This is a genomic window from Nostoc sp. FACHB-280 (genome assembly GCF_014697615.1).
Lineage (GTDB): Bacteria > Cyanobacteriota > Cyanobacteriia > Cyanobacteriales > Nostocaceae > Nostoc_B.
In genome coordinates this window covers 136532-154441 of sequence record NZ_JACJSD010000012.1, presented here as the reverse complement: position 1 = coordinate 154441, position 17910 = coordinate 136532, and the positions used below count along the sequence as shown (strand labels likewise).

The 17910-nt window shown below is 42.5% G+C and carries 11 protein-coding genes; 7 read left to right on the top strand and 4 right to left on the bottom strand.

All coding sequences use genetic code 11. The features are described from left to right. The first annotated feature begins 282 nt into the window (after positions 1-282). Positions 283-1191, top strand: coding sequence for a DUF4351 domain-containing protein (locus H6G75_RS11535; RefSeq protein WP_190980073.1), 909 nt, complete (start codon positions 283-285; stop codon positions 1189-1191). Positions 1192-1215: 24 nt separating this feature from the next. Here the strand turns inward: H6G75_RS11535 and H6G75_RS11530 are convergent, their stop codons facing one another. The 4 genes from H6G75_RS11530 to H6G75_RS11515 all read right to left on the bottom strand — a co-directional run bounded on the left by H6G75_RS11530 (position 1216) and on the right by H6G75_RS11515 (position 8733). Beyond that, positions 1216-2706: an HlyD family secretion protein gene (locus H6G75_RS11530; protein WP_190980072.1), complete on the bottom strand. Its 1491-nt coding sequence runs from the start codon at positions 2704-2706 to the stop codon at positions 1216-1218. A gap of 39 nt (positions 2707-2745) precedes the next feature. Next, positions 2746-4962, bottom strand: coding sequence for a peptidase domain-containing ABC transporter (locus tag H6G75_RS11525; protein WP_190980071.1), 2217 nt, complete (start codon positions 4960-4962; stop codon positions 2746-2748). Positions 4963-5013: 51 nt separating this feature from the next. Continuing rightward, positions 5014-8316, bottom strand: coding sequence for a type 2 lanthipeptide synthetase LanM family protein (locus tag H6G75_RS11520; protein ID WP_190980070.1), 3303 nt, complete (start codon positions 8314-8316; stop codon positions 5014-5016). Positions 8317-8490: 174 nt separating this feature from the next. Continuing rightward, the gene (locus H6G75_RS11515) at positions 8491-8733 is read right to left on the bottom strand and encodes a mersacidin/lichenicidin family type 2 lantibiotic (protein ID WP_190593185.1); all 243 of its coding nucleotides are present in this window, start codon (positions 8731-8733) and stop codon (positions 8491-8493) included. Between the two features lie 493 nt (positions 8734-9226). On the opposite strand from H6G75_RS11515, the gene H6G75_RS11510 reads away from it, so the two are divergent. From H6G75_RS11510 to H6G75_RS11485, 6 genes are all read left to right on the top strand, one after another. Next, positions 9227-9778, top strand: coding sequence for a hypothetical protein (locus H6G75_RS11510; RefSeq protein WP_190980069.1), 552 nt, complete (start codon positions 9227-9229; stop codon positions 9776-9778). Positions 9779-10304: 526 nt separating this feature from the next. Next, the gene (locus H6G75_RS11505) at positions 10305-12080 is read left to right on the top strand and encodes an XRE family transcriptional regulator (protein WP_190980068.1); all 1776 of its coding nucleotides are present in this window, start codon (positions 10305-10307) and stop codon (positions 12078-12080) included. Between the two features lie 9 nt (positions 12081-12089). Further along, positions 12090-13517 (top strand): DUF1822 family protein, encoded by a 1428-nt coding sequence (locus H6G75_RS11500; RefSeq protein ID WP_190980067.1) that lies wholly within the window; start codon positions 12090-12092, stop codon positions 13515-13517. 107 nt (positions 13518-13624) lie between these two features. Continuing rightward, positions 13625-15955 (top strand): CHASE2 domain-containing protein, encoded by a 2331-nt coding sequence (locus tag H6G75_RS11495; protein ID WP_190980066.1) that lies wholly within the window; start codon positions 13625-13627, stop codon positions 15953-15955. Further along, positions 15952-16725, top strand: coding sequence for a DUF928 domain-containing protein (locus H6G75_RS11490; protein ID WP_190980065.1), 774 nt, complete (start codon positions 15952-15954; stop codon positions 16723-16725). Before H6G75_RS11495 ends, H6G75_RS11490 begins: the two co-directional genes overlap by 4 nt. A gap of 224 nt (positions 16726-16949) precedes the next feature. Then, positions 16950-17519 (top strand): hypothetical protein, encoded by a 570-nt coding sequence (locus H6G75_RS11485; protein ID WP_190980064.1) that lies wholly within the window; start codon positions 16950-16952, stop codon positions 17517-17519. The last annotated feature ends 391 nt before the right edge of the window (positions 17520-17910 follow it).

Below are 17910 nucleotides of genomic sequence, written 5' to 3'. Positions count from 1 at the left end.
TGGACGCGGATAAACGCAGATGAATTTATATTCTACCCAAGTGAAAATAACTAGACTCAACAAAAGCCCAAAGAATAATTTTGGAGGGGGTTTGGGGGACGCAACCGTCCCCCAATCGGGGGCTTGGGGGAGAATCCCCCAAATCTTAACTCATGGTCTGATAGTTAAGCAATTGAAGTAGTATGACAACTAGCTGGCGCGGTTTTTAGCTACCTTGTAGTGAGTGCGATCGCCTGATATATATGATGATTACTGATCACAGTTAAACTTAAAAATTATCCAGTGGCAAAAGCAGCAGATACCGGCAGTAAAAGATTAATTAGCCTCGCGCCCAATGCTTGGGCGCAATGGGTAACACAACTTCCAGATGTCGTGGCTCAGGAAATTCTGAGTGCTGAATTTCAATGGATTAGTCGGGAAACAGATGTGCTAATCAAAGCATACAGCGAATCCTGTGGAGATTTTTTAATTCTCAACGAGTTGCAGTTGCGTTACCCAAAAAATATGCCTCTCCGTATGAGGGCTTATGCAGCCTTAGCAGAAGAAAAATATCAACTACCGATTTATCCAGTACTCATCAATATCTTGCCTCCTCCATCCACAATCACGGTTGTGAGTAGTTACCAATCCGAGTTTTTGGGACTAAGAGTAATTCAAGACTATCACGTGATTAACTTGTGGGAAGTAGACGCAGAGATTGTGTTTAGCCAACCATTACCCTCACTATTGCCTTTTGTGCCGATTTTACGAGGTGGTGCAGAAACATCAGTTGTACAACGTGCATTACAGCAACTCCGAACCTCAGAACAATTTAATCAGTTAGAACCATTGTTAGCATTTTTTGCTAGTTTTGTACTAGACATACCTTTAGTCCAACAAATTATGAGGTGGGATATGACAGTATTACGTGAATCACCTTGGTATCAAGAAATTCTTACAGAAGGACTACAAAAAGGAATACAACAAGGAATACAACAAGGAATACAACAAGGTGTACAGCAAGGTGTACAGCAAGGACTACAACAAGGTGCGAGAAGACAGTTAATACAGGTATTGCAACTGCGTTTCGGTGCAATTCCCCAACAGGTGCAAGACCGGCTGCAAGATCAGAGCATTGAACAACTAGAAAATTTAATGGCTGCGGCGATCGCTGTCAACTCTGTCGATGAATTTCTTCAGAACCTTCCTTAACAAACGCTCTGCCGACTTCGGCGGTTAAACATCTGCAATTAACCGAGCTTTCCTCAGCAAAAATTTCAAAACTGTTTCTTTTTGGGAAATAATATCGGCTCTACCTTGCATTCCTGGTTGAATATGACATAGATGCTGGTTTCTACCAAAACTAAAACTTTTTGGGATGATTGTCACCTCGTAAACAGCAGAAACAGGATTATTGGCAACGGTGGAAACAACTTGATTTCCTGAAGGTTTGATTGTATCTTCAGAAATTTGACTAACAACACCTTTAAGAGTACCGTAATCGGGATAAGGACAGGCAGACACCCGCATCTGAACTTCTTGACCTTTGGCTAATTTACTGACATCATCAGGGGCGACGGCAGCCTTGATAACTAAAGGAGCATTGCTAGGGACAATTTGAGCAATTTCTTCACCCTGACGCACCGATTGACCAGGATTTCGCAAATTGAGTTGTGAGACAATTCCATTGTCACTGGCTGTAATTTTAGTTTGGCTGAGATCCATAACCACTTGTTGTAGTTCCTTGGTATCACGCTGGATCTGATTTTTCATTTGTAGTTGCTGTTGCAACAAAGCTTGCAATTCACGGTTGAGAGTGGCGAGAGTAGCTTGTCCACCGGCAATTTCTTGGGCTATTGTTTCTTGTGCGATCGCTACTTCCGCATCAATCGGATTGAGGGCAGCTTGAGCGCGGCGCAGTTTGGCTTGTTCAGCGACTACAGTTTGTTGTTGCTGGGCAATAATTTGCTTTTGTGCTTCTACCGCCGCTTGTCGCATCTCAATCGCTTGTTTTTGTTGAGCCACATCTAACTCTACTTCCTCTAATTGATTCAAAGACAAAACACCCGCTTGAACTATCTTTTGATAGCGATCGCGTTTAGCTTCCGCCGCACTCATGGCTATTTTTGTGGATTTCAACTGAGCATCAGCCCCACGTAATTCTATCTGGGCTTTGTACCATTCATTTTGCGCTCTGTTTAAATTCGCCTGGGCTGCGGCTACTTCTGCTTGGACGCTAATTTGCTGTTCTCGATAGTTGCGTTGGGCGCGATTGAATCCAGCTTGAGCCGAACTTACTAAACGGTTTTTGCGTTCAGTTTCCGCTTGAATTTGGCGATGGAGAGCTTGAATTTGAGCATCAATTTGTTGTAATTGTAATTGCGCCTGTTGGATGTTGCCTTGCAGTTGGCTTTTTTGAGTTTGTAGGCGGGAATCATCAATTGTCGCCAGCACATCTCCTTGATTCACTGCCTGATTTTCTTTAACCAAAACATTGGTTATCTGCCCAGTCATCGCCGCTTGGACAAGCCGTAATTCTCCCGTAGGCCGGACGATCGCCTGTCCTAGTACAGTGACTCTGTATTCGATGATCGAAGATAAAGCGATCGCTCCCCCCACAGCACCAACAAGTATCAAACTGCCGATTTTCACCCAATTACTCAACGGTGGCAGAAATTCATGATCTTCAACTGGGGGCAAAGAGTCTGCATTAAACTGACTAAGCATAACAGTATTCCTGATGAAGAGTGCTGAGTACGGTAGAGATTAGCGAATGCTGCTGGGGAAACTTGCATTCGGATAACACTGGCAAGAATTTTTGCTGACTGATAAATTCCCAGCATCCAGAAAATCTAAATGTTCACCAAATTGATGACACAAAGCCTCTGGAGAACCTTGAATTTTTAATTTTCCTTGTTCCAACATCACAATCCAATCAGCTTGCTGAATAACTTTGGGACGGTGACTAATTAAAATAGTGGTTTGACCTTGACGGTGAGCGAGTAACTGATTTAAGACTTGAGCTTCACTCACTGGGTCGAGTGCGCCAGTCGATTCATCTAAAATTAACACTGGCGGGTTATTTACAATCGCTCTCGCAATAGCTAATCTTTGCCGTTGTCCACCAGAAAGATTTGCCCCAAATTCCCCTAATACCGTTTGATATTTGTCAGGGAGATTGCTAATAAATTCATCAGCCCCAGCAATTTTGCAAGCTTTGACAATCTGCTCAAAGCTAATGTGAGGTGAACCTAAACGAAAATTTTCCATAATTGACCGACTCCAAAAGTGTGCATCTTGCGGTACTAGCACCACTTGTTGGCGGAGACAGTCTAAAGAAATATCCTCTAAATTATAAATACCAAAACGAATATTACCCGACTGGAGTTGATATAAACCTGCAATCAATTTTGCCAGAGTGCTTTTACCACAGCCCGATTTACCAATCAAAGCAATTACTTGACCCCCAGGAATGATCAGCGAGAAATCTTGCAGTAGTTCCACTCTCCCAGGATGATGAAAATTGAGGTTGGTACAAGTGATATCTGCATTACCTGGAATATTTACCCAAGGCTTTTGATTATGGTCTAAAATTTCTGGGGTCGCTTCAATGACTTCTGTGAGGCGTTGGGTAGCAGTTTTAGCACGGGTAAATTCATCCACAAAATCGATAGTAGTTTGAATAAAGTTGGTAAAGTTGCCATTCATACTATTAAAAGCTAAGAGCATCCCAATTGATAATTCTTGCTGAATGACTAAACTACTACCGAACCAAATTAAAGTAATACTGCCAATGCTGGATACTAAATTTGAAAATATGCCGTTCACAATACCAATTTGCATAGTACGGAAAGTCAAGTTAGCGAGGCGACTAAATCGACTTTGAAATTCTTCCCAAAATTGCGGAGCCGCAGTAGTTGTTTTTAGGGTAATAGCACCTTTAAAGGTTTCTACTAAAACACCTTGATTTTCGGCAGATAACACCAAAACACTGCGGATTTTTTGCTGTAATGTGGGCAAGAAAACTACGGTAGATAAGGTCATGACTAGTGCGATCGCCCCAGCTACAACTGTAAGTTTAATACTATAAAACAGCATGAAACCTAAAGATACTAAAGCAATAAAAAATTGGCTGGGCAGACTGACAACAACTTGCGAAATTAATTGGTTAATTTGTTGAATATCTTCTAGGCGACTGACAATTTCACCACTGCGCCGAGATTCATAGTAACTTAAAGGTAAGCGTAAAATCTGCCTGCCAAATTCTAAAATTAATCCTAGTTGTAACCGTTGCGAAAAATGGGCGACCAAATTTGATTGTGCTAATCGCAAACTACTACTAACCAAGTGCATCACAATCACAGCAATGGCAACACTAGTTAGCAGTTGGGTATCTCCCCGCACCAGCACATCATCGGTGAGAATTTGCAACAAAAAGGGCGAAGCGAGGGAAAGTAAACCTAAAATCGAGTTGAGTAATAAGGTTTGGCTCAGAATGCCACGATAAGGGGCAACACGCCGCAAAAAACGATCAAAACCGCCAATTTTTTCTGCTTCATCTTCCTGGGTAAAAAAGCGCACTGGATCTGGTTCCAGCAGCAGCATAACTTTGTTTGTCCATGCTTCTAAAAACCACTTTTTTTCTAGATAACGGATACCTGCACCTGGGTCAGCTACGACGTATTTATTACCTTTTTGTCCGTAGAAAACCACCCAATGATAGCCTTTCCAGTGGATAATCGCGGGTAAAGGAAGGGTGATTTCGTTGAAAGTCTCCAGAGGTACTTTTACGGCTCGTGCATTGAAACCCAGAATTTCTGCGCCTTGTTTCAATCCTAATAAAGTGCTTCCTTGCTGTCCTGTCCCGACCGCTTCCCGACAGCGAGTCATGCTAAAGGTTTTACCATAATGTTTAGCCACTGTTGCAAGACTAGCAGCACCGCAGTCTTCTTCGCTATGTTGTTGAATTAAGTGGTATTTCATGTTTTCTTTTCCCTGTTCCCTATCACCACGAATGAATTTAATTTTGTCCAACTACTTATTAACTTTGGGCGGTTCTAGTCCCAAAACTGAGGGAACAATTTCTGGTGCAGCGAGGCGGAGTAATTCATAACCAATACCAGCTAGTCCAGTCATCAGTCCTGGTGTCTCAACTCCCAAGGGAACACCACATAGCCAGCCGTGTTGATTGATACCTTCAAGAATGGCAGCAGCCAAGCGATCGCCTTGAGTTTTCCACTGTGGATCATCAAGAGTTAGACTGGCTTGCAACAGCAGTTCTAGGTTGCCTAAATCTCCGTGACAGAGGGAATGGTTGCTACCAAAGCCCTGGGTGATGGTGGTTTTTAGGGCTGTGTTAATTTCGGCACGGATTTCTGCATCATCAATGTATGGCAAACAACGCAATCGAGCCAAGCCAATACCAGGTGCGCCATGACACCAGGCTGTCATCAAGGCTGGTTGGGAATCACTAACATCTTTTCCGGGAACTTCCAAGTCGCGTAGATCCAGCCAATTTCCTTCCTGGATGGCGAAAAGACTGCGCTCGTAGGCGATCGCCTCCAGTGCGGCTGTGCGAAAACTTATTTCACCCGTTAAGGCGGCTAACTCTAGCAACGCCAAAGCAATTCCGGCTGCACCGTGAGAGAATCCAGCTAGAGGTTTAGTGCCGGCGTGACGAATTACCCAACCGATGCCTTTTTCCATAGATTGAGCTTTGGTGAGTAGCCTTTCGCCACATTGACGCGCCACCTCGATTATGCGATCGCTGGGAATATATTGATGCAGGTTAATTAAGCTGATAATACATCCGGCAGCACCACCGATAATATCTAATTGTTCGTCTTGCTTGATGGCATCGGGGAGAATTTCTAAAATTGCTACCGCTTCAGTCAATAGCTCTGGCTCCTCCCACAATACTGCTAAATGGGTCAAAGTATAAATCACACCTCCCCAACCGCTAAATCCACCAATTAACTTGAGAAATGATTTACCTAGCTGAGTCTGTTGTTGCAATGTCTTCAGTGCAGATTTGGCCAGCTTTGTGTAGCGTTCCTGTTTAGTGACAGCACCAAGGTAGGCGAGGAAAAGTGCCACCCCAGCCACACCACCATAAAGATCCAACCCCAAGGGAATTAGAGATAATTGACTGGTGATGGTAGGTGTTAAACCAATCCAAGTTACATGATTTTTGTCGTGCAGTGCTAGTTCTTCTAAACGATCGCCAATTACTTGAGCCGCCGTTAATAGCTGTTCCCGGTTAATCGCAGTCTGAGATTTGATTGCAGAGTAACTGGGGTGAGACGCTTGCTGCTCAACATTGAGCGCCAGGGTGCTTAAGGAAGCGCGAATATACCATATTTGTTGTTTGAGATCAGTTTCGCTGAGTTGTTGCAGACAGCGTTGAACGGCGATCGCACTTGGTTCTTGGAGAAAGTTGGCGATGCGGACATGAGAACTACTCCACATATCTCGTGAATTGGGATGAGTGACAAACAGTGGAATATCACCATTTTGTAAATCTGCTTGTTCAAAGGCGATCGCTCTAGCTATATCTGGGTAACTTTTGACCTCAGCCCACAATCTATCAAAGTAGCAATCCCGATCCAATGCGTTGCGTAGGATATCAGGATGAAAACTCTCCATAAACAACAGTCCGTAAGTTCGCGTTGGACGCAGGATAACTCGCACTTCATCGTTGGCGAACCAAGTAAGTGGACTATTTTCTGTTAGTAACTCATCGCGGTGTTGTAACAACAATCCATAAATTTTGGTGAATCCCGAAATGAGAAATTCTATATAATCTAAAGCATTAATTTCTTTACCATTGAGCGTTGGTCGATGTTGCTGTCCTAGCATTTCCATTTGCTGGCGCTGGAGTTGCATTTCATCTGTACCTACACCTTGCCAGTAAGGAAGACGATCTGGTGTTAGCTGTTTGCCTACCGTGCCTAAACCACTGAGATCAATGCCTCCAGACTCAGCGTTTGCCCAGGCGCGATAGGGGAGTAGTCCGACGCGCAAAACTGAGTCATACATAATATTATTGGCAAACTGATGTACTTGGTGGCGATCGCCTTCTTCCAGACGCGGGTGAAAAAGTGCCTCCAAGTCAATCAAAACCGGATGTTCACCCACTGCGATCAAATTTTCAAAGTGAAAATCTCTGGCTTCTAGAACGTAAAGTAATGCCAGATATGCCCCCATACGTTGGTAGAATCGCTCAACTTCGGCTGAGGAGGAGCAGTTTAGCATTTCCACAAACTCAACCCAGCCGTATGTACCTTGATTGAGAAGCTTCAGCGTGCGGAATGCTGGTAGATCGCTGCGTTGATTTAGCCAAGTTAAAAACTCTTGAAAATGAATATCTACACCTAATGATTTCGGCTTATAAACCAGTTGCCAACCAGAACTAAATTTGGCAATGGACACGCTGCGTCCACCTCTGTGGCGATCGCCTACAGTCATGTCTAATGCTATCAATAATCCTGGCTCTTGATCAGGGCTAAAAGTAGTTTTAATGGCTTGCCAATCAGAGCATAAATGATGCAGAAATTCTAAACTAAATGTTACCCATTGTTCGATGCAAGTTACAAGTTGACGAGCTAAAACCGGATACTCTTGCAATAAGTTTAACGCTGTTTCCGGTTGGCGTAATTGTGCTAAAAAGCTTTGGAATCTTTCTTTGGATGTATCTCCTTGGAGATTGCCTTGCAGACGGGCAACATTGAGTTCTAAAACCATTGTCCGGCTTAACATTGCCAGTAACTTTTCTGGTAGATTGGCAAACAACACTTCTGTAATTGTGCTGGGGACAAAAGGTAAATCAGATTGCGTGGCGATTAACGCAGCGATGCCCGCTTGTAAACGATCGCATCCTTGGCTAATTAATGGTGCGATCGCATCCAAAAAACCACTCATTTCTGCATTTTGCAATTTCTGGGGAAGCGGCGGTAAATTAGCAGCAACCGGGTGAGCAAAGGCTGAAATGATATCTGTTAACCATTGTGGGGGGTGGGGATAACGTTCTCGTACTGCCTCAATTGGTTCACCAAGTAAGTTGAAAAATTCTTCCTCACTGATGCCATTAATTGCTAAACGTTGAGCGAAGTCAGCTTGATCAGTAAAACTAGACTGTGACTGCCATTTTTGTACACGCCGCGCGGCAAGTTCAGCATCAACTTTTTTAGAGCTTAACTGTTTTTGAATACGCTCAGATAAAGTAATAGCCTGATACCAAGTAGAAGATATTGTGCTGGATTGGTTAATTTTATCAGATAAGTTTATTTCGTACTCTTTATCTGTTAATATGCGTGTATTATTATCTGCTTTTGACATAACTTTTCCTGAGATTAAAGACTAAATAAGATATTTCTACCGGGAGAAATTGAAGGATTAATTAAGATATGATTGGGCAGGTCATAGCCTACCCAATCTTGTTAGTTTTTGGCGCGGAAACTAAGTGCGATCGCCTGATTTTTATCTCAAGCAATCACATTCAGCCTCATACTATCAGGTTGTCAAACCGCCATTATCACAGCCTTTACAACCGTACTGGGGTGTAAGTCTTTCACAGACACGTCCACAAGTCCCTGTAAATATTGAACAACCGCCCCCGGATAAAGCATTGGATTCTGCATCGGGAAGTTCAATCAAACCTGCTGGGTTTTCAGGTAATTGAGAACGTTGTTCATCACTCAAACTATTGCGGTAGTCTTCATCTTTCCAAGCACGAATAATGTCAAAGTTAGACATGATTTTTCTCCTTAATTTAAATGACGTAAAATGTTGAATGAACAAGACACAAGTAAAAAGCTAAAAGTCAAAGAAAGAAAAAGAATAATTGTTACAAGCACCTAAATTTATTTATGGTGATTATCTTTTTACTTTTTACTTCTTACTTTTTACTTATTAAAAGGGTGTTTACTTAACGATGTGATGAGCGACAGTGAATTTAACTCGCTTCCTTTTCATCGTTGCGTTTGAACCCTTTCATTAGAGTTAATGGGATAGGCTTTTTTGATTTATGTACTTATCCCTGAGTTATAAATGTTTTTGTAGCTAGTAAAATTGCTGAAATTCTTACCCTGATAGGATTGTAGTGATTATTTTTTTTGTTAACAATCCTTTACAAAAGGCTTTTTTCAACTGTGAGTGGCTGGAAGTGCATAAATTAGCAAATCCTATCCCAATAACCAAATCAAAGGGTTCAAACCCCAAATAACAATAACTAGTCAAAGGATTTCTTATGTTTATCTCCAAAAACTTCCTAGCAGCCGCCACCATTGCCGCATCCTTAATTGTTCCTAGTGCTGCGTTAGCTAATGATCGGGATATACTAGCGACAACTGTCCCTGCTACCGCTTGTCGCCCAAATAGTGATAGTGGGGATGCGTCAGTTGTCATCTCGAACGGAGCTTATGTTTTCAATGGCTCTGCTACTGGTACAGTCACCCTTTACTGTCCACTGCCAATTAACGCCAACACAATATCTGATCTCACAAACGATAACGATATCTCAACCTATCGAGTTTATTACCGAGATAGTGATGGAATCGGGGGTGCATCTGAGATCACAACCAGGCTTGTATACCGCGATTCTGCTGGCTTGAATGGAGTAGGTAGCACATGGAGTTCCAATATATCCAACATGACTGATAATAGAACTCAATTTGTCAATCTCAATCATAGTGTAGGCTCGAACAGACTTTACTCATTCCTGGTAACTATACAGCGAACCAACACCACACAAAACCCAGCATTTAGTGGAATCGACTTTGCTTTTCCACCTATACCTTAGACTGTGCGTGTCAAAATTTAATCAAGTTTGAGCCACTATCAAGCTGATAAATTTGAGGGTAACAGGCTAAATCATCTGGCTAAAATCTGTTACCCTCATTATTTTATTACTCCTTGAACGGTGACAATTTTGCTTGAATTACAAAATTGTTGTTTCTTCCATGAAAATAATATGGAAGAATAAAATCAAGTTCTCATAAAAAAGTAACACTTACGCAAAAATCATCTGCAACTCTGATTTTTGGCGTTGCTGATTAAAGGGATGAATTTTGTTTCGCGCAAAGGCGCAAAGGCGCGAAAAATCAATCTTTCATTTTGGTTGAACATCTCAATTCATCCCGCATTTATGCAACGCATGATTTTTTGGTGTTGTGCTAGTTGCTAGGACTTTGGCAATCAAAGCAATGCACTGGCTTTTCTGTGTTTAGTCTTCTGTTACTAGTGCGTAAGTTCTGAAAAGCTCTGTTAAACTAGCTTCTTGCGCTCAAGGAGCAAGCTACTAAACACTAAGCGGAAAATCTCTGCAAATGAATGATCAATTCTGGACTTTGTATGACTTTACAGAAACTAGTGGTTATCCTCCTTTCAAACGGTTAATTCAAAATCGTTTGCGAGAGAGAATAGAAAAACTGGTGCGGTTGCATCCCCAATGGAGTGAGGGCGACTATGTGGATTATTTTGTCACAATTCTCAATAATGATTCTCAACCGGAAACAGAGAAAAAGTTAGCTCACTGGCACTTATTAGCTTACTTCGATCGCGATCGCTGTTATCTCATTTGGCGCAATTGGTGTCGTTTGCCGTTTTACGCTGCTTATGCTGAAAATTTATATGCTCTGACGAACGAACACCTGTGTAACCGCGAAAAATTACAGCAATATCTCAATAAGTACAAAACTAATGACTATAGTGGTGCAAGTCTCAAAACCTATATCTTAGGGGTACTAAGAAATGTCACTCGTGAGCATATCAATTGGGAATCACCCTGGCATCTGTTGTGCGATGTTGATATTAATAGTCGCAGAAAATTGCAAACCGCAGCCGAACGCCTGAAAGCAGCATTGCAAAGCACTGGTAAACAGGAACCAGAAATTTCCCAATATCTTTTTGCTTGGCAATATTTTATTCCTGTTTACAAAAACAACCGCGTCTACCATCCTCAAAGACAAGGCGGGGGAAAATGGCCAGAACCAGAATTTTCAGATTTTGTCCAAACGGCTAAAGATTACAACTCTCAGAGATTTCAACCAGGCGCACCCTTGCAAGTCGCCGTTGGTGCAGCCATCACACCAATCATGATTCAAAAATGGATGAATACCTGTATTGAAGCTTTACAGCAATCGGAGCAAATTAAGGAAGTGCCTTACGATGCTAACAGTAATGAACAGCCAGATACAGCTAGTTTCAACTTTTGGGAAACCGGAGAGACAGAAGCAGAAAACGCAGAATCTTTAGCAGCAGTAGACTTGATTTTACGTAGCGAACTTGAACTGATTGAGCAGAATTTAGCTAAAATTCGCAGTCAAATTCCCATACCTTACCGTCAGGCTGTGATGCCTTTATGCTATCCCCATCGCTTGGCGCTGCTAACTCAAGAACAGTTTGCTAGTAGAATGAACGTCCATCAAGGAACTGTCTCGCGCTATATTTCCAAGTATATAGAAACGCCATTATTAGAAAAGTTTCAGGAGTTAACCAGTGAACAATTTGATCCGGCAACTTATGTCAAAACATTTTTAACTGAGAAATTTAGTAATTTTAATCTAGTAGCTAATCCCCTTGCATCTCAATTAATTGCTGCACTCGCAGATTTAGAACCTGAATTACAACAAATCATTAAACTTAAATATGGTCAAAAACTGAATATTGCCGAGCTAACTAAAATTATTGCTCAGAATAAATCTCTTACTCAAGAAGAAGTAACACAAAAACTAATTATAGCTGAAAATGAATTACAAAGCAATTTTTTAAATATACTTAAGCAATGGCAAAATAACTATATCAAATCATGGCTGAAAAATTATTATCAAAATTTAATGCAAGCTGAGTTATTAAAGTCATTTACCCAATTAGAATCACCATGCCAAGAAATTTTATGGCAAAAATATGCTCAAAAAATTCTCAAATCTAATAGTGATGTTCAAACAATTACTACAGCTAAACAGCAGTTGCAGCGTTCTTTTATCCAGAAAATTGATCAGAAGTTTGGTATTTCTTTAGAAACGGAAATTCAACAAATTGGGGAAATAATTGAAGATTGGCTATCGACAAACTTGCTCTACCAAGAAATTCAGAGAAGTTGAGGAAGGAAAATGCTGAATTTGCAAAGAATTGCCACGATTTATCCAAATCAGATATGCTTGCCGTTATCACCAAAACTGCAAGCAGAAGCTTGGCAGCAATCTCAAGCTCATACTAATGCCGCAGCTTGCTGTCAAGCTTATCTGAATTATCTGTGCTTAAAGTCTTTTGTGCCTTGGTTAGAGGCTTGGTTAGCAGAAGAAGATGCTAATGTGAACATCAATAATATTATTGCCGCCAATACTTGTAACTCCCTGTGGGAATTTGTGAATGGAACTCCTATTGATTTAGGTGAAATTAGATTAGTTTTAATTCCCAGTGAAACGAGTGATTTAGAGGACTTTGTTGTTCCCGGCGAGTGGGTTGATATTCCTAGCTGGCGAAAAGATTATTATCTGGCTGTGCAGATTAATTTAGGTGAACCTGAGCAATCTTGGCTGCGGTTGTGGGGATATGTCAGCCATCAAAAACTGAAGAGTCGGGGGATATATGATCAGGGCGATCGCTCTTACTATATTAATCAGGCTGTCTTGACGGAAGATATCACACAATTGCTCCTCCTGCCCCAACCAAATTCTCGTCCCCAAACAGCAGCGCCACCGCAGTTATCTACAGCAGTAGTGGCAGATTTATGCACACAAATCGGTAATCCTGATTTATACTCCCCTAGATTAGCGGTAACATTTGAACAATGGGCAGCATTGCTAGTCAATGAAGAGTTGCGGCAAAAACTCTACCAGCAACGGTTATCACCGCCGAATTTAGCTGTCGTCAACTTGCGTCAGTGGTTACAAAGGGCTGACAGCATAATTGCAGAAATTTGGCAAGCGGTAGAGTCAGTTTTAACACCACCAGAATTCAGTGCTGTGCGGGGTGCGGAAGAGCAAGTTTCTGTGGAAGCGATCGCTCCAGTAATTCGCCTCCTCAAATCCAATCGCCCTGAAAAAGAACGTTGTCAAGCCGCCGGGGTGTTAGGACAAATTGGCGTGGGTCATCCAGAGGCGATCGCGGCGTTGGTAGAATTGTTACAAGTTGCCCAGGATGAAGAAACCCGTTGGGAAGCAGCTTTAAGTTTAGGCAAAATCGCCCCTGATCATCCCCAAGCCGGCATTAGTAAAGCCCGGTTGATTGATTTGGGCTTGCAATTGGCGGGTTGTCAAATGGCGCTGATTGTCACTATTCGTCCCAAAACAGAATCAAAAATCGCAGTGCGGCTACAAGTGCAGCCAATCAACCAGCAACATCAACTACCACCCCATCTGATTCTGAGTGTGATTGCTGGCGGTGAAACTCGTTTGCAAGCAGAAACAAGAAGCGACGAACAAGGCACAGGGAAAGACAAAATTCTGCAACTTGGCTTTAGTCCCCCGCCTGGAACTCAATTCCAAGTGCAGGTAACTTTGGATAAAGTCAGCGTGAGTGAGACTTTTATTGCTTAAACGAACCGCCAAGTACGCCAAGTACGCCAAGTACGCCAAGGAAGAGAGATATATTTGGATTAAAGTAGTGAGTGATTGTTTGTGCCTTTGTATGAGACACAAAATTTATGAGCAGGGTAGCAGTTCTCAAAATTGGTAGGGGAGATTTTGCTCAAGGGTTTGAAGTATCCCTAGAACTGAGGGAAGATGGCGGTTCTCCGGTGGGGGAAATTGAAGGTAGGTTGGGAGCTAATACTGAGATTGAAGGCTTGTATTTTTTGTGGCAACAATCTTTTCGGGATCTCACCACGCTCGCCCGCTATGATGGTTGGGAAATTGAGGAAAGTTTGCCAACGAATCGCGCGACTAAGGAAATTGCGGCTGACTGTTGGCAAAGAATGAGACAAGTAGAAACCAACCTCAACCAATGGTTGCAAGCATCGGGGGAAGTCGGTTGGCAAAAAATTCGGGAAAGGTTGAGTAAAGAGTTAGCCAGTCAGCCGGATACTCTGCGGTTAGCGATTAAAGCCAAGGAAGTAATGTTATGGAAGTTACCTTGGCATACCTGGGATTTACTAGCAAGTTATCCAAATGTTGGTGTTAGCTATAGTCCGATAGAATATGAATCTTGGGAAATTGGGAAACAGCAAACGCCACGCGATCGCGTCCGGTTGCTGGCAATTTTTGGTGATCATCAACACCTAGATTTAGAAGTAGATCGTCAGGCGATCGCCAAACTTCCACAAACAGAATCAGTTTTTTGTCATCAACCCCAAGGGCGAGAATTAATTACCCAACTCCGAAATCCCCAAGGCTGGGATATTTTCTTTTTTGCTGGCCATAGTCATACTGTAGAACAAAGAGGGCGCATTAGTCTTAGTAGTAGAGAAAGCATCGAAACTGACCAATTTAAACACGCTTTTCGGGAAGCGATGGAAAAAGGGTTAAAGATTGCCATTTTTAACTCTTGTGAAGGTTTGGGACTAGCGCAACAGTTAGCTGATTTACACGTCCCGGTGATCATTGTTATGCAAGAGATTGTCCCCGATATCGTTGCTCAATCGTTTCTCAAAGAATTCTTGAAGGAATATGCGGCGGGACAAACTTTATATACTGCTGTGCGCCGCGCCCAAGAACGACTAGAGGAATTTACGGATTTACCGGGTGCGACTTGGCTACCGATGATTTACCAAAACCCCGCCCAAGTAACACCGACTTGGAAAGATTTGCGGCCGATCAGCCGTCCTAATTACCGCCAACCGCTAGACTGGAAAGATTTGCCAGATATCTTGGTACGGAGTTTACTGACGACTGGCTTAATTATGACATTGCGGTTTTTAGGTGGACTCCAGCCGCTAGAATTGTGGGCTTTTGATTTATTTATGCGCTTACAACCAGATGGTGGAATTGATGAGCGTCTTTTGATTGTCAAAGTTACAGAACAAGATATTCAAGAGCAAGGGCGGTATCCTCTGAGCGATCACGTAATTTTGCAAACACTAGAGAAACTCCAGTCCTATCAACCCAGAGTTATTGGCTTAGATATTTACCGCGATTTACCAGTCGAACCCGGACACCGGGAACTAGCCGCCCACATCCCGAAAAACTCCCGGCTGGTAACAACTTGCGAAGTCGGCAAACCAGAGTCGAACACTGATAAATTTGGTGTTGCGCCTCCCCCTACTAGTCCGCCAAGTAATGTGGGTTTTACTGATTTTGTAGTGGAATCAGATGGCATCATCCGGCGTTCTTTGTTGCATATAGATCCAGGAAATTCCCGGTGTCAGTCATCCTACGCTTTCAGTGCCAAATTAGCCTGGCGTTACCTCAATTTTGAGGGCATCAAACCACAAGCCACATCAGAGGGTAATTTGCAGCTTGGCTCTACTGTTTTTCAGCCTTTGGAAAATCATACTGGTTTTTATCACAACATTGATCCGCGTGGTCATCAAGTTTTACTCAATTACCGTTCAGCGCAAAAAGTCGCCAGGGAAGTTACCTTAGCCGCAGTTCTCAACAATAATTTGCCGCCCCAATGGGTGAAAGATCGGATTATTTTGATTGGTGTCACAGCGCCCTCGATTGGCGATCGCTTTTTTACACCCTTTGGTAAAGAAGTTGACAAAAAAATGTCCGGTATCGTCATTCACGCCCAAATGGTGAGTCAAATGCTCAGTGTTGCTCAACAAGAACGCCCCTTACTCCGGTTTTGGCACCAGGGTTGGGATGCGATTTGGATTTGGATTTGGTCACTCATTGGGGGTTTATGTGTTTGGAGATTTGACTCGGTTTTATATAGTCGAGTTTTAGCTGCGATCGCCAGTGTTATCCTTGTGACTCTGTGTTTTGGCTTCTTCTTAAACGGTCTTTGTCTCCCAGTGATACCATCAGTATTTGGTTTGGCGATTACATACGTGATTAAAACTGGTTTAAAGCGGCATTTGGGAGGGAAATCATGATGCGGTTGATAGGATTAGGTTTGGTATGGGTTTTAGCTGTGAATCAGGGAGAAGTTTATTCATCCTCTATCAAGCAGTCCCAGTCAACACCCTCTAGAATTTCGTCGGTAATTTTTAATCAACCACCCCTATCATCCAGAGGCGCACCGGGAAATCGCCAAGGTGGCGGAACTCGTGACGGTCGCAATTGCGCCGCCTTAGATATTAAAGAACGTCTCACCGCTTTAGTACCGGCTGTGGAATCAGAACCAAAAATGAGCCATGTTTGGGGCTTAACTGTTAGCGCCTCTCCGACACTCTGGTTTTATGTTCCTTACCAGGCCAAAGATATTCAGGGGGCTGAATTAGAATTATGGGACGAAACTAGCCGCGAACAGCGAAATTACAAGCAAATTTATCAAAGAACTTTCACTGTTAAGGAAACACCGGGTGCGATCGCTCTCAGTCTGCCATCCACAGTTAAACTCGAACCAGATAAAAACTATCATTGGTATTTATCTCTAAATATCAATTGTCAGGGTGACAATGAATCAATCAATGTCAATGGCTGGATTCAACGAGTCAAATTTCAACATACTCCTTCAGCGAATCGCCAGCAAGTTATTTTGTATGCTCAAAAAGGCATTTGGTACGATGCTTTAACCCAATTAGCCCAACTCCGCCGCCGTAATCCCCAAAGCAAAACTTTGATGCAAGATTGGCAGAAATTACTAGGAGATGTTGGTTTAAAAGAGATTGCTAACAAGCCGATTGTTTCATGTTGTAATTAGGTAGGACTTACGCACAAATATTTTCTGTGGAGACTGGGTGTAAGGGTGTAAGGGTGTGGGGGTTTAAGGGTTTTAGATACATACATCATTACACCTCTATATCCCTTCTACCTTCTCCCCGTTATTCCTATCTCTGCTCCCTGCTTCCTTTTAACATTTTGAACTTTTTTGATTTTTCTCGCGCTGTATAGTAATCTCTACCATGCTTTACTGGCGAGAAGTTCATGTTCTTCACATCTACTAAAAGTCAAGTTGGTTTTATCTTGCAGTGGGCGATCGCAACTTTGGGTGGTTTTTTGATCAGTTTGTGCTGGATTGAAGTCGGGGAAAAGCCAGATGTGGGGGTGGCGCAGGCTTCTTTGGGTGGTTTGGCGATCGCATTTCCCCAAAGTTTACTCATCCGCCATCAAATTTTATCTGGGCGCTGGGTGTTAGCGACTTTGTTGGCTTGGGCAATCATCACGGCTATTGGTGTGGGTGCGGTGGGTTGGATTGTCCCCAATACAGCAACTTTACCCCTGAGAATATTTTGGGGGACAAATTTAGGTGCTGTTGCGGGTTTGATTATTGGTTCCGCACAGTGGACAGCGATTCCCAAGTCTGTAGCTTTGTCATGGCAATGGATATTTGTGAGTGCGATCGCTTGGGCGATGGCTGTACCCATTGGCGCAATTGTGGGAATAGTTTTACTCCGGTTAACGCGGTTGTTTTTAGGTGAAGTTGTTGGTTTAGCTATTGCTTGGATTGTTGTCGCCATCTTCACAGGGATCAATGCTTACCGACTATTGCGATAATTTATCATTTCTCCTACAGTCAAAATTATCATGCAATATTTTGTTATTATGCTGTTAATAGCACTCCGCATTAAAATAATATTAAGAAATGTAATTTTTGGCAAATATTGCTTTTGAGTATACTTAGATATATGCAACAATCTTAAATCATTCTTAATAAAAAATGACTAATAAATTTGCATCTGATTGCAAATGCACTCTGATCTTCAAGGAGATATATTTGTTGAGTTGACTGCTATTAAGTTTCCGATATTTCTGATAAGAATAGAAAAAGATCCAAAAATCAGTTGAGCAAAGACAGACAATGCTTTGCTGTAAGCGCAAAAAAGCATTTTTCATCACTTAGCATCATCAGGGGTTGCGCTTAAAGGAGTCATTAATAGCAGACAGG